The sequence below is a fragment of the Tundrisphaera macrotermitis genome (genome assembly GCF_051175315.1).
Taxonomy (GTDB): domain Bacteria; phylum Planctomycetota; class Planctomycetia; order Isosphaerales; family Isosphaeraceae; genus Tundrisphaera.
In genome coordinates this window covers 2,242,831-2,256,045 of the sequence record NZ_CP195100.1, presented here as the reverse complement: position 1 = coordinate 2,256,045, position 13,215 = coordinate 2,242,831, and the positions used below count along the sequence as shown (strand labels likewise).

Annotated in this window: 10 protein-coding genes; 7 read left to right on the top strand and 3 right to left on the bottom strand. The window is 70.7% G+C overall.

The genetic code is table 11. The features are described 5' to 3' along the window. Window positions 1-179: 179 nt before the first annotated feature. From TA3x_RS09155 to TA3x_RS09125, 7 genes are all read left to right on the top strand, one after another. Window positions 180-1,019 (top strand): FAD:protein FMN transferase, encoded by an 840-nt coding sequence (locus TA3x_RS09155; protein WP_435020442.1) that lies wholly within the window; start codon window positions 180-182, stop codon window positions 1,017-1,019. Window positions 1,020-1,199: 180 nt separating this feature from the next. Further along, window positions 1,200-1,679 carry a hypothetical protein gene (locus TA3x_RS09150; protein WP_435020440.1) on the top strand — a complete coding sequence of 160 codons (480 nt, stop codon included), beginning with the start codon at window positions 1,200-1,202 and terminating at the stop codon, window positions 1,677-1,679. Then, on the top strand, window positions 1,676-2,986 hold the full coding sequence (locus TA3x_RS09145) for a Gfo/Idh/MocA family protein (RefSeq protein ID WP_435020438.1): 1,311 nt from the start codon (window positions 1,676-1,678) through the stop codon (window positions 2,984-2,986). Before TA3x_RS09150 ends, TA3x_RS09145 begins: the two co-directional genes overlap by 4 nt. Further along, window positions 2,983-4,920: a TlpA family protein disulfide reductase gene (locus TA3x_RS09140; RefSeq protein ID WP_435020436.1), complete on the top strand. Its 1,938-nt coding sequence runs from the start codon at window positions 2,983-2,985 to the stop codon at window positions 4,918-4,920. Before TA3x_RS09145 ends, TA3x_RS09140 begins: the two co-directional genes overlap by 4 nt. A gap of 71 nt (window positions 4,921-4,991) precedes the next feature. Further along, entirely contained in the window at window positions 4,992-6,422 is a 1,431-nt protein-coding gene (locus TA3x_RS09135; protein ID WP_435020434.1) for a pectate lyase, read from the top strand. Window positions 6,423-6,519: 97 nt separating this feature from the next. Continuing rightward, complete coding sequence (locus TA3x_RS09130; protein WP_435020432.1) at window positions 6,520-7,581, top strand: type III polyketide synthase; 1,062 nt, start codon at window positions 6,520-6,522, stop codon at window positions 7,579-7,581. A gap of 25 nt (window positions 7,582-7,606) precedes the next feature. Then, complete coding sequence (locus TA3x_RS09125) at window positions 7,607-7,900, top strand: PAAR domain-containing protein (RefSeq protein ID WP_435020430.1); 294 nt, start codon at window positions 7,607-7,609, stop codon at window positions 7,898-7,900. A 358-nt stretch (window positions 7,901-8,258) separates the two neighbouring features. Here TA3x_RS09125 and TA3x_RS09120 read toward each other — a convergent pair whose 3' ends face one another. The 3 genes from TA3x_RS09120 to TA3x_RS09110 are packed head-to-tail and all read right to left on the bottom strand — an operon-like array spanning window position 8,259 to window position 13,187. Then, window positions 8,259-9,446 (bottom strand): cysteine peptidase family C39 domain-containing protein, encoded by a 1,188-nt coding sequence (locus tag TA3x_RS09120; protein ID WP_435020428.1) that lies wholly within the window; start codon window positions 9,444-9,446, stop codon window positions 8,259-8,261. A gap of 4 nt (window positions 9,447-9,450) precedes the next feature. Beyond that, window positions 9,451-10,041, bottom strand: coding sequence for a DUF6931 family protein (locus TA3x_RS09115; RefSeq protein WP_435020426.1), 591 nt, complete (start codon window positions 10,039-10,041; stop codon window positions 9,451-9,453). A 14-nt stretch (window positions 10,042-10,055) separates the two neighbouring features. Beyond that, window positions 10,056-13,187: a type VI secretion system Vgr family protein gene (locus tag TA3x_RS09110; RefSeq protein WP_435020425.1), complete on the bottom strand. Its 3,132-nt coding sequence runs from the start codon at window positions 13,185-13,187 to the stop codon at window positions 10,056-10,058. Window positions 13,188-13,215 lie beyond the last annotated feature (28 nt).

The following is a 13,215-nucleotide window of genomic DNA, read 5'->3' as shown; positions in this document are numbered from 1 at the left end:
TGGCCATCGCCCGACCCGGCCGCCCTCGCCGACGATCGCTTGCGGCGAACACGTTGGCCCTGTGATTGGCAAGCCAACCACAGCCACCCGGGCAAAGATCCGGGATTGCCGAGGACGGCCAATCCCTTCACCCGACCGACCCTGCTCCTCGTGACGTCCCGAATCCGGGAGGCCCATCGGTGCCGATCGTCCATCGCATCCGCCCGGCGATGGCGACCACCTTCGAGGCCTGGCTCGTCGGCGACGACGAGGAGCACCTCGACGCCGTGGCCGGGGCGGCCCTCGATGAGATCCGGCGGGTCGAACGCCTGCTCTCCCGCTTCGACCCCGCCGCCGAGGTCGCCCGCGTGAACCGCGAGGCCGCCGCGCGGCCGGTCCGGGTTGACCGGGAACTGCTGGCGATCCTCCTCGATGCCCGGTCGTGGTGGGAGCGGACCGACGGGTCCTTCGACATCCTCGCGGCGGCCGGGGCCCGGCCCGGCCTCCGGTTCGACGACCGGATCGCCATCGACCCGGACGCGGCAACGGTCCGCTTCCTCGACCCCGCGGCCCGGATCGATCTGGGCGGCTATGGCAAGGGATATGCCCTCGACGCGGCGGCGCGGGTCGTCGCGGAGTTCGGCATCCGCTCGGCCTTCCTCCACGGCGGGACCAGCTCCGCCCTGGCGCGCGGGGTCGGACCCGACGGCCATCCCTGGCAAATCGCCCTGCGCGACCCGTTCGCGAACGATCCGGGCACCGAGCTGGGGCGGGTCGAACTCGTCGACTGCGGCTTCTCCAGCTCGGCCACCCTCGGGCCCGGCATGGCCCGGTCCGACATCCTCGACCCACGTACCGGCACCCCCCAAAGTGAGCAGGCCGCGGTTTCCGCGATCGCCCCCACCGCCGCCGAAGCCGAGGTCCTCTCGACCGCCCTCCTGGCGATGGGCAAGGATCGCGGGCAACGCTGGCAAAAACGAACCCAACGCGATGGCGTCCGCGTCGCCTGGATCGATCGGGACGGCGTCGAGTGGCTGTGACCGACGATGGAAAAACGAACCCAAACACCCGGCCTGCCCGGCCAACCGCGCTGGCGTCGGGGCCGGGTCGATGAGACGATGGAAAAACGAACCCAAACACCCGGTCCTCGGATCATCCGGCGGGCACGCGAGCGGGTCGACCGCCCCCGCCCCGGGGCCGCACGGCAAGGAGTTGATGCCATGCCTTCCCTGCATGTCCGGAAACTCGGGCCGGAACGGGTCCGGGTCCCGCAGCCGCGGGGCACGGTCCTCCTGATCCGGGCCATCCCCATCGCCTTCGCCGTCGCGATGCTCGGGTGCCTGTTCACCCGGACGCCGAGGACCGGCGGCGTCTCGGGGGCGGAGTGGCTGCTCCTGTTCCAGTTCGTGACGATGATCGCGGCCACGCGGTGGGCCTCGAACCGCCCGCTCCTGGCCATCCACGAGCGTGGGATCGTCGTCGGGCACGGGCGTTCGATCCACACCCTGCGGTGGGACGAGGCCCGCGTCGATTTCGCGACGTCGATGGCCGGCCGGCTCCTCATCCGGCCCGTCGGCGGCCCGGCGGCCCGGTCGATCATCTCGATCGACATCCCCCCGGGGCTGGTCGAGGCCGTGGCCCGGGCCCTCCCGAATCACGACGCCCCGACCCTGATCACCGACCCGAGAGAAGCGCGATGAGGCCAGCCCCGACCGGACGGCGAGACTTCCTGCTCGGATCGGCGGCGCTGGCCGCCTGGGGGGCATCCGCGCCCCTCGCTTCGGCCCGCGACGACGACGAGTTCGCCCCGCTGGAGCCGGTGCGGGTGGGGGTGGTCGGCACCGGCGGGCGCGGGTGCGACCTGATCCGGGCCCTGGCTACCATCGACGGGGCCGAGCTGGTGGCGGTGTGCGACGACTACGAGCCCCACCTCAAGCGTGGGGAAGAATACGCCGGACCCCGCGCCCGGCCGTTCCGCGACCTCGCCACCATGCTCCGCGAGGCCAGGCCGGCGGCCGTGGTGATCGCCACCCCGCTGGATTGCCACTACGGCATGAGCCTGGCGGCGCTCGACGCCGGGGCCGCCGTCTTCTGCGAAAAGACCCTCTGCCTCACCCTCGACGAGTGCCGCAAGCTCGCCCAGGCCGTCGCCGACCGCCGGGCGATCTTCCAGGTGGGCATCCAAAGGCGATTCAACGCGATCTACAAGCAGGCCGCCGCGATGGTCGCCGCCGGGATGCTCGGGCGGATCTCCGCGATCGAGTGCCGCTGGCACCGCCACACCAACGGCCGCCGGCCCGTCCCCGTCCCCCGCGCCGACCCCCGCTTCCCCGACCTGGAACATCGGCTCAACTGGCGATTGTTCCGGGCCCGATCGCAGGGGCTGATGTCGGAACTGGCCAGCCACCAGCTCGACATCGCCAACTGGGTCCTGGGCGGGCCGCCGACGCGGGCGATCGGCACCGGGGGGATCGACCACGACCGCGACGGCCGCGACGTCTTCGACAACGTCCACTGCCTCTACGAGTACCAAACGAAGCCACCGGCCGCCCTCCGCGACAAGGGGGGCCCCTATACGGTCCGCGTCACCTACTCGTCGCTCCAGAACAACGCCTACGAGGGGGCCTCGGAGACGATCCTCGGGTCCAAGGGCACCCTCTACCTCACCCAGGCCAAGGGGCTGTTCTACCGCGAGACGACCGGCGACGGCCCCGGCTGGGACCAGGAGGCGGGCGTCGCCGTCCGCGACGCGGCGATCATCACCTCGGGCAAGACCCTCAAGATGTCCAACGACCCCTGGGCCCACCGCGGCACCCCCTACGAGATCGAGGCCTCCGGCGACGACACCCGCGACCAGCTCGTCGCCTTCCTCGACTCCGCCCGCCGCAAGGACCCCGCCACCCTCTGCGACGCCCGCGCCGGCCTCCTCAACGCCGCCACCATCCTGATCGGACACGAAGCCATGACCGAGGGCCGCGCCGTGGACTTCCCGGAGGGACTGGCATGAACCATCTCGATGCGATCGCCGCCTCTCCGGCCGGTTCAGCGCGATCGGCAAAGCGATGGGTCGCCGCCCTGATCGTCGCCGCGTTGGTCACGCCGGTCGTCGCCGACGAATCACCGCCCGATCCCCGCTCGTTGCTCGAAAGGATCGAGCGCGACCGGCTCGCGTTCGGCCCGGGACGGATCGAGCTGATCCTGATCGACATGCCGACCCGGGACGTCGACGGGCCTCCGGTACGGACCCGGCTGGTCGTCACCTTCGAAGGCGAGAGACGCCGCTTCGATGCCGATCTGAGTTGGCTGGAGATCCCCTGGCTGCGACCCGAATCGGGCCCGATCGCCAACAAAACGCGAAGCCTTGAGGGCCTCTTGGGGGGACAGGCGGCCATCGTCGACGCGGGGCTGGGCGTTCGACGCGGCGAGCGCCGCCGCACGATTTACGACGGGCATCAGGTGATGAATTACCTCTCTGGGAATCGGACGGCGGTCATCGCCGACCTCAAGGGTTGGCCCGCCCGCGACGCCTTCGACCCCCGCATCCTCGGACTGTCCGCCGACCTCAGCCCGTCCGAGACGGTCCGGCTTCGGCTTGCACCCCGCCCAAGCGAGACGGTCAGGTTGGTCGGTCGCGAGGACATCGCAGCATCCCCGGCCTGGCACGTCCTGGTCGGAGGGTCCCCGGATCGGCCGGACCTGGAGCGGCACTTCTGGGTCCATGCTTCACCAACATGCCGACTCCTCCGGCATGAGATTCGTACTCGCCTCGGCCGGAGCGAGGTCGTTTCCGAGTACGGGGCACTCGACGATGATTGCCCCTTGCCGACTCGCATCACGTCCCGGCACTTCGACGCGAACGGTATCCAGGACCGGGGATGGTCCATCGAACGGGAAGAGACCCGCAACGGCATCCCGGTCGATCCGTCGACCTGGACCCTCGCCGGCCTGGAGATGCCGGCCGGCGTGGCCGTGACCGATCGCCGCGGCAAACAGTCCCTCGGCTTCTGGGACGGGCGATCCCTGACCAAAGCCCCGCCCCCAGCAAATCAGGACGAACCGCCTTCATTCCGGCCCGACCCATCCCAGTTGCTCCGGATCGCTCGACTCGACCGCGATGGGCCGCTCGCCTTCGACGCCTTGGCCGAGATCGCCCGGTCCGCCCCCTCGGGCACCGAGGCCGGCGACGCGGTCCGCTGGCTGACCAGTCACCACGCCGAGTCGGCTGGCGTGGGCGAGATCGCCCTCAGATTCGCCGGTTCTCACCCCGAGGGGGTCGAGCCCCTGTTCCGGTCGATCCTCGCCGGGAATCCTGCCCGAGAGGACCGGGGCCACGCTTGCTTCGGCCTCGCCCAGATCCTCAAGGAACGGTCCGGTCGCCGTGGCCAGGACTGCCCCGAGGCCGAGCGGCTGTTCGAGCGGGCCATCACCACCTATGGCGATGTCAAGCGACCCGGCTGGGCCCGCACGATCGGCGAGTCGGCCCGCTCCGAACTCGATGAGATGCAGGCCCTGGGCATCGGCAAGCTGGCCCCGGACATCGTCGGCGAGGACCTTCGAAGCAGGCCGCTTTCATTGGGGGACTTTCGCGGCAAAGTGGTCGTGGTCGACTTCTGGAATTCCGGCTGTGCCCCGTGCCTACGCGCCATCCCGGGCCACAAGGAACTCATCGCCCGGATGGATCGCAAACCCTTCGTTCTCCTGGGTGTTTGCGGCGACGAAGATCGAACCCAGGCCATCCGCACCGCCGCGAATCAGGCCATGACGTGGCCCTCCTGGTGGCAAGGTGGCGGTGACGGTCCCATCACCAGAGATTGGAGGGTCCATTCCTGGGCCAGCAATTATGTGATCGACGCTCGGGGGATCATCCGTTTCAAGAACCTGAACGGCCCTCCGCTCCGGGAGGCGGTGGAATCCCTGGTGGAAGAGGCCCTGCGACCTTGAGCCGATAGGACCGGGCCGGCCCTCTGATGAGCGACACCCTCCCCCGTCCAATGGTCAGAAGGACAAGTCACGTGACGCGATCGCTCCTGTTCCGATTGTCGCTGTTCCTCGCCGCCATCCAGGGCGGGGGCCATCCCGAGGTCCGCGGGGCCGAGCCCCCGCTGCGCGAGCAGGCGGTCCAGGCCATGCGGAAGGCGGCCGGGTTCTATCGCGGGCGGGTGGCCAGCCACGGGGGATATGCCTACTACACCCGATTGGACCTGAAGCAGCGTTGGGGCGAGGGGAAGCTGGACGCCGACACGATCGTGGTCCAGCCGCCCGGGACGCCCGCCGTGGGGATGGCGTACCTGGAGGCGTTCGCCGCGACCGGCGACCGGTTCTATCTGGATGCCGCCCGCGAGGCCGCCGAGGCGCTGGTGGCCGGTCAGTTGGAGTCGGGCGGGTGGACGCAGACGATCTCGTTCGCCCCGGGCAAGCCGGTTGATCGCTATCGCAAACGCAAGGGCGGGGCCGGCAAGAACATCTCGTCGCTCGACGACGGCCAGACCCAGTCGGCCATCCAGTTCCTCGCCAGGGTGGACAAGGCGCTGGACTTCCGCCATGCGGAGATCCACGAGGCGGCCCTCTATGCGGTCGACGCCCTTCTCAAGGCCCAGTTCCCCAGCGGGGCCTTCCCGCAGGTCTGGACGGGGCCGGTCGCGGCCAAGCCGGTCGTCCGGGCCCGGTACCCGGAGGGGGACTGGCGGAGCGAGGGGCGGGTCAAGGATTACTGGAACTGCCCGACCCTGAACGACAACCTGGCGTCGACCGTGGCCGAGACCCTCATCGCGGTCCATCAGGTCTACGGGGATGCGAAAAGCCGGGCCGCGCTCGAACGGCTGGGCGACTTCCTGGTCCTGGCCCAGATGCCCGACCCCCAGCCCGCCTGGTGCCAGCAGTACCACCCCGACACGATGGCCCCGATCTGGGCCCGCAAGTTCGAGCCCCCCGCCGTCACCGGATGGGAATCCCAGGGCGTCATGGAAACCCTGATGCGGATCGCCCGCGAGACCGGCAACAAGGCCTACCTCGACCCGATCCCCCGGGCCCTCGCTTATCTCAAACGAAGCCAACTGCCGGGCGGACGGGTCGCCCGGTTCTACGAGCTGAAGTCCAATCGGCCCCTGTTCATGGACGCCGATTATCAGCTCACCTACGACGACTCGGCCGCCCCGTCGCATTACGGATGGGTCCAGCCCTCCCGGCTGGACGGCATCGAGAAGGCGTATCGCGCGGCCCGGGAAGGCGTCGCCCCCCGGGCCGAGCCGGCCCGCCCCTCGCCCCTGGAAGTCCGGCGGATCATCGGGGAACTGGACGCCCAGGGGCGGTGGGTCTCGACGTTCGCGGGCGAGCGGCTGGTCGGCCAGCCGAAGTTGCCGATGGGGTTGCCGTACCTGTCGAGCGAGGTCTTCATCGACCGCCTCACGACCCTGGCCCGGTTCGTCGGGGATCGGCCGAAATGATGCCGATTGATCCAATCGTTCGGCTCGTCCTTCCCTGGTCGTTCGCGTACACTAGGGGAAATCGAGGGGCGGCAACCAGCAAGGGGGCGATGATCTGATGCGATTGGCGATCGGGGGGATGGGGACGGCACTCCCCGAGCATTCGCTGGCCCAGGAGCGTGCGGCGGCGTTGAGCAGCCACCTGTCGGGGCACGACGACGGCCAGGCGAAGCGGCTGGCGGCGCTGTACCGCAAGTCGGGGGTCCGCCGCCGCCACCTGGCGATGCTCGATCGCTCCGAGCCGGAGACGCCGCCCGAAGGGCTGCACGGGGCCACCACCCGGTGGCGGATGGAGCGTTACGACTGCCTGGTCCGCCCCCTGGCCCGCGAGGCGGCCGGCAAGGCGCTGGCGGCGTCGGGCGTGGCGCCGTCGTCGATCACCCACCTGGTCACGGTCTCCTGCACCGGGTTCGCGGCGCCGGGGTTCGACCTGGCCCTGATCGGCGGGCTGGGGCTGGACCCGGGCGTCCAAAGGACCCACGTCGGGTTCATGGGCTGCCACGGGGCGCTGAACGGCCTGCGGGTGGCGCGGGCGTTCGCCGGGTCCGAGCCGAGGGCGCGGGTCCTCCTGTGCGCGGCCGAGCTGTGCGCCCTCCACTTCCAGGAGGGGTGGGAGGCCGACGACGCGGTGGCCAACGCCCTGTTCGCCGACGGCTCGGCGGCCCTGGTGCTCGGGTCGGACCTGCCGTCGGGCGACCGCTGGGAGGCGGCCGGCAGCGGCTCCTACCTCCTGCCCGACTGCGGCGACGCGATGAGCTGGACCATCGGCGACCAGGGGTTCGCCATGACCCTGTCGTCGCGCGTCGCCCCGATCATCGCCGAGGCCCTGCGGCCCTGGCTGGAAGGCTGGCTCGCCCCGTTCGGCCTGGCGCCGGACGACGTGCGGACCTGGGCCGTCCACCCCGGCGGCCCGAGGATCATCGACGCGGTGGAGACCGCCCTCGGCCTGGATCGCCAGGCGACCGCCGTGTCCCGCGACGTGCTGGCCCAGTGCGGCAACATGTCCTCGCCCACGATCCTGTTCATCCTCGACCGGCTCCGCCGCCAGGACGCCCCCCGGCCCTGCGTGGCCCTGGCGTTCGGCCCCGGGCTGGCGATCGAGGCGGCCCTGTTCCTCTGATCCGACCCGACCGGACCCTCCGACCATGCCCCAGCCCGCCGCCCGCGTGACCGACATGCACGTCTGCCCGATGTTCACCGGCCCGGTGCCCCACGTCGGCGGGCCGATCCTGCCGCCGGGGGCGATCACCGTCCTGATCGGCGGACTACCCGCCGCCCGGGCCACCGACATGGCCGTGTGCGTCGGCCCGCCCGACGTGATCGCCATGGGCAGCCCGACCGTGCTGATCATGGGCCTGCCCGCCGCCCGGATGGGCGACCCCACCGTCCACGGCGGCACCATCGTCCTGGGCTGCTTCACGGTGATGATCGGCCCCTGAGCCGGCCGCCTGGGCCGCCGCCCCGGCGCAGTTCAGCCGGATCATGGCCCCGTCCATGTGGATATCCTCGCGGGTCTCGACCCGGAACTCGCGGGCCCGGATCGCCACGGCGTCGGCCGACTCGATCGAGAGCCGGGCCGAGCGGAGCCGGACCTCCGGCACCTCGCCCCCGAGCAGGATCCGGACCTCGACCTCCCCCTCGGGCGAGCGGACCTCGATCTCCTCGCGGCCATCGCCGACCACCACGACCACCGACCGGCCCGAGGGCAATCGGGGCGGCGGGCCGGGCATCGTCGGGGCGATTTCGGGGACGGGCGGTGCGGTCGTCGCAGGGGTCATCGTCGGGTTCCTCCGGGGGTCACGAGCCGGGCCAGTAGTCGATCGCCGATCCGAGTTCGCCGGCCGGCGTGGGCGGGACGTCGCGGCGGGTGCCGAACTCGTCGAGGAGCTGGTCGCGGAGCTTGGCGCCGAGCAGCGGGTCCACTTCCTTCTCCGCCGCCTTGGCCTGGGCCCGGGCGAGTTTCTCCGCCTTTTTGGCCGCGAGCCGTTCGAGGGCCTCGGCCTGGGATTTGGCGTGGGCCTCCGCCTTCTCGCGGGACCGGGCGAGCCGCTCGCGATTCCGGGCATGGTCGGAGGCCAGCCGGTCGTTGAGGCTGTTCATCGTCTCGGAAAACTGGTCGAGCGAGTTCTTCAACTCGGCCTGAAGTCGGTCCACCTGCTCGCGGAGCTGGGGATCGCGGCTGCGTTCGCGGGCCTCGGAGAGCCGGTCGTGGTAGGCCTGGAAGGCTTGCGCCAGCTTGTGGATGTCCTGGGGGTTGTCCATCATCACCTCGGGAGGGAAGGGGCCGCCGAACCGGGCCCCGTCGAGCGTCGTCAGTGGGGCGTCGCAATCGGGGCAATAGATCGTCCGCCAGAGGGCGAGCTCGCAGCCGGGGTTGAGGCAGCCGTGGGCGGCGGGAATGCCCACCGGGTACGGTCGGCGACAACGCCGGCACGGCAGCGCCGGCGGTTGGCCCAGCCCGCAGCGTGGGCAGTCGCGGGGGACGGCCGCGGGCCGGGCGATCGCGACGAGGTTGTGGGCGGTGGAGTCGAACACCCGGCCGGTCCAGGCCCAGAGGTCGAGGAATTCCGCCCTGGGCAGGAGATTAGGCCCGTCGAGCATCGGGTCGTGGAGGAGGATCGCATCGGCCTCGATCGCGCCGACCGCCGAGAAGTGGCGGCGGGACGACCGCGGCCCGAGCGGGTGGTTGAGGATGACGCGGACGCCCGCGTCGTGGCAGCGGAGCAGGACGGTCCAGGGATCGGCCGCCTGGAGGACCTCGGCCGTGAGTCCCCGCCCGATGGCGTCGTGGCCGAGCCGGTGGGTGTCCACACCGGATCGGCCGGCATGGCCGTCGCAAGACAGCCCGTCCCAGATGGCCTGCTGGGAGAGGTGCATCCCGAACGAGCCGTAGACCATGGCCAGGGCGGCGGCGCCGCACCACCAGTCCGCCTCCTGCCGGGCGAACGGGATCGGCGATCGATGGCCCGGCGGGGTGGCCGTCACGGGGTCACTCCCAGCGGTTGGCGCCATAGGCGACGTCGAGCCCGAGGGCGATGAACTGGCGGTACCGGACCGAGAGCCCGCCGGGGGCCCCGGCTCCCGCCGCGCGGAGGATGCCCGCCCCGCACAGCCGGGCCGCCAGGCTCGGCAGGATCAGGGCGGGCGTCGGGGTGGGCGAGTCCGCCGGTGCGGGCGGCCCGGCGGCGTACTGGGCCGCCCGGGCGATGCATCCGGCCGCCGCCCCCCGGCCCGCCTTGACGCCCGCCTCGCCGGCCTCGCGGCGATGGTCGTCGGTCGGGGCGATGACCCAGCGGACCGCCGCGCCCAGGGCATCCCGGTGGGCGGGCGCGGGGGATTCCCCCAGGGCGTGGCGGGCGCACAGGCAGCCCCACCAGACTGCCTCGCGGTTCAGCAGCGAATGGGCCATGAACCGGATCGCGTCGGCGTGGTGCCGCCCCCGGATCAGCAGCGAGAGATACTGCCCGGGGCGGAGCTCGTCCGTCAGGAGCGAGCGGGCCCGCCGCCCGAGCTTGGCCTCGAGCCCGATCGCGGCGGCGGTACGTGTCGAGGGCGTCGTGGCGGCCCGGACCTGGCTCATCGGCTTCGCCTCGGCTAGAGGATCATCGTCTCGGGGGCCGTGATCTCGACGCTCTCGTCGCCCGTCAGCGCGATGGTCAGGCCGTTGATCATGATCCCCTCGGGGGTGATCTCGACGCTGCACGGCCCCGACGTCAGGATGATCCCCTCGGCGGTGATCTCGACGACGCTCTCGGCGACCGTCAGGGTGATCCCCTCCGCCGTGATCGACAGGGCGCTCTCGGCCGCCGTCTCGGTGATCCCCTCGGGCGTCATCGTGATGCTGCACTCGTCGACCTCGGCCTCGATCCTCAGGGTGGAGGAGGCCGCGATCCCCTCGGGCGACATGATCAGCGAGTTGGGCTCCTGCTCGATGCCCGACTGCAGCGTGATCGTCCCGGCCGGGCCGCAGTCCAGCAAGACCGCGCCCTCGACGTCCTCGATCGTCTCCATGCTGAAATACGTCTGATCGCCGCCGATGGCGATGACCTCGCTCGTCCCCTGAACCAGCACCGTCCCCTGCGTCAGCTCGTTGCCCAGCGCCTGGATCGCGATCAGGGATGGCTCGGTCGCATCCAGCCCCAGGGAGCTGAGCAGCGAAATCCTTGGGCTATTGATTGCGTAGAGCGAGTCGCTCGACTTGGTCACCATACCCGACGTATCGACGTCCGCCACGCCGCTAGACCTCTCGCCCTCGTCATCGCTACTCGCGAGACGTTCATCCTCCGCGGATCCATCGAGCTGCTCCTTAACTTCAGCATTTCTCACATTAAAGGAATCAGCGATCATTTTGAGCTTGCGTCCAAGACTTTCTGTCTTGCTGATCCGGGTCTCCAGGGCGATCCAGCTGGCCAGAAGGAGGTCCGTGAGTGTGATGGCCCCGATGCCGTAACCGGTGGCGGCGCCCACGCTGGAACTATTGGGGATCAACGGCAAGAGCAGGTCGCCCAGGGCAGAGACGCAATACATGCTGGCCAGGACGCCGGACGCAAGCGAGCAGACCGTATCGTTTTTCCGCGTCGCCTCGACTGCGGCCGACCCGTGGCGGATGTCGATCTTGGGCCCGTAATGCATGGAGGTCGTGCCACCGATCGCCACCCCGATCGTCGCGCTCTTGAGGACCGAGGCCAGCCCGAGCCCGGCCGCCCCGCGGAAGCCCGGATCGATGGGCTCCTTCTCGAGAAATCGGATCAGGCCCAGGGGATTGATCGTCGTGGCGTTGGTCTGGCCGAAGGTCGTGGTCGAATACAACCCGACCGTGTTGCACCGCCGCCAACCCAGCACCATGTCGAGGTTCTCGGCGATCCCGCCCTCGACGGCCGGGTTCCAGTAGAACGGCCCGTTGGTCGCCGTGTTGGGGACGTCCGGATCCTTGTCATTGTTCCCCGCGCCACGCCGCCCGCCCGGGCCGCCCCCGCCCCCGCCCGCCCCCATGGTCGCCGAGTGGTCCATGAACGGGAGGCCGCCCACCTGGCGGACGCTGTACTTGCCGACGTGCTGGTGGTGCTGGTTGGCGGCGTTGATGTAGAAGTTCTGCTCGGTGCTCTGGGTCATGTGCCGTTGCGAGTGGAGGTGGACGTGCTCCCCGCCGTCAGCATCCTCGAACCCCAGCCCGCTGAAGGCCTCGCCGCTGTCGCTGCGGTGGCTGTGGGACTTGAACCCGGCCTGGGTCTTGTTGGCCGGCAGCGTGAACGGCGGCATCTGCGCCGCGTTGTAGACGCTGCCCACGATCATCGGCCGGTCGGGGTCGCCGCCCAAGAAGTCGACCACCACCTCCTGGCCCACCCGGGGCAGGGTGATCGCCCCCCAGTTGGACCCGGCCCAGGGCTGCGAGACCCGGATCCAGCACGAGCTGTCCGCGTCCTTGGACCCGGCCCGGTCCCAGAGGAACTGGACCTTGATCCGGCCGTATTTGTCGCAAAAAATCGGGTCGTCGGCCGAAGGCCCCACCACCACCGCCGTCTGCGGGCCGTGGGCCCGGGGCATGGGCGTGACCCGGGCCGGGCGGAACGGGATCGACGCCGGCAGGGCGCGGAAGCGGTTGCGGTAGCTGAGCCGGGCCGGCTCGTCGCGGGTGTACGTCCCCTCCACGCTGGCCTCGTGCTCGACCGAGGCCAGGATGTAGGGGCCGTCGCCGTTGCGGTGCCTCTGCAGGCTGAACGAGTGGCCGGCGGCGAACTGGCGGCAGCCCCCTTCCCCGTCCACGACGAGGCCGGCCGCCGCCTCCTCCTGCATCCGAATCCCCACGGTGCGGAGGCCGTCGTCGAAGATCTTGCCCAGGGCCTGCGGCTGGTCCTGGCCGCCCGGCGAGATGTCGTCGAACCTCTGGGCGAAGCGGCCGGGGTCGTCGTAGATCTCGAACGCGGCATTCCCGCCCACCTGGAGCGAGTGCGTCACCGCTCCGACGTCGGCGGTCTCCTGGATCGTCCGCGACGCGGTCAGGTCCTTACCGGGCATGGCGAAGCAGTAATCGCGGAGCGTGGACCGCCCCGAGCGGATCTCCTGCGTCTTCCGCCAGGCCAGCACCCTTTCCTCGTCGCGGGTACCGCCGATCACCTTCTCGTAGATGACCTTCGACGGGCGGTCGACCTCCGGGTGGGCCTGGGGCGTGTTGGCCAGGATGAGCTGGTGCCCCTCGGTCGAGTGGCGGAAGAAATAGAAGATCCCCTCCTCCTCCATCAGCCGGGACGCGAACGCCAGGTCCGTTTCGCGATACTGGGCGACGAACTCGCGCGGTTCCCACTGCCCCTGGATCCGGTCCACCACGTCGAGCCCGGACAGCACTTCCGCCAGGATCTCGGGGATCGTCTTCGAGGCGAACACCCGGCTCTGCACCTTGCGACCCAGCAGGAACAGCCGGGGGACCATCTCCGCCTCATACCGGGTGAAGGTCGTCTCGCCCCTGGGGCCGACCTCCTGCTCCCCCTCGGTGAAGCGGTGGATGATGCCGTGGAACGTCCGCGTCATCCCGTCGGGCCGCCCCAGCGCGACCGAGACCTCGGCCCCCAGGATCCGCTCGAAGGGGATGTCGGTCCCCGCCTCGGCCAGCATTTCCAGGCGGAACCGGAACGGCTCGGAGATCGCCTCGCGCCCCTCGAACCGCTCCAGCAGCAGGGCGTCGGCGCCCAGCGGGGTCGTCAGCTTCAGCGCGTCGGGTTGCTTGTACATCCGCGGTGGTCCTCGGCCCGGGCGATCC

Coding starts and splice junctions, on each gene's coding strand:
- TA3x_RS09130 (WP_435020432.1), top strand. CDS start 6,520: ATGCGATTGGCGATCGGGGGGATGGGGACGGCACTCCCCGAGCATTCG.
- TA3x_RS09140 (WP_435020436.1), top strand. CDS start 2,983: ATGAACCATCTCGATGCGATCGCCGCCTCTCCGGCCGGTTCAGCGCGA.
- TA3x_RS09115 (WP_435020426.1), bottom strand. CDS start 10,041: ATGAGCCAGGTCCGGGCCGCCACGACGCCCTCGACACGTACCGCCGCC.
- TA3x_RS09145 (WP_435020438.1), top strand. CDS start 1,676: ATGAGGCCAGCCCCGACCGGACGGCGAGACTTCCTGCTCGGATCGGCG.
- TA3x_RS09110 (WP_435020425.1), bottom strand. CDS start 13,187: ATGTACAAGCAACCCGACGCGCTGAAGCTGACGACCCCGCTGGGCGCC.
- TA3x_RS09150 (WP_435020440.1), top strand. CDS start 1,200: ATGCCTTCCCTGCATGTCCGGAAACTCGGGCCGGAACGGGTCCGGGTC.
- TA3x_RS09125 (WP_435020430.1), top strand. CDS start 7,607: ATGCCCCAGCCCGCCGCCCGCGTGACCGACATGCACGTCTGCCCGATG.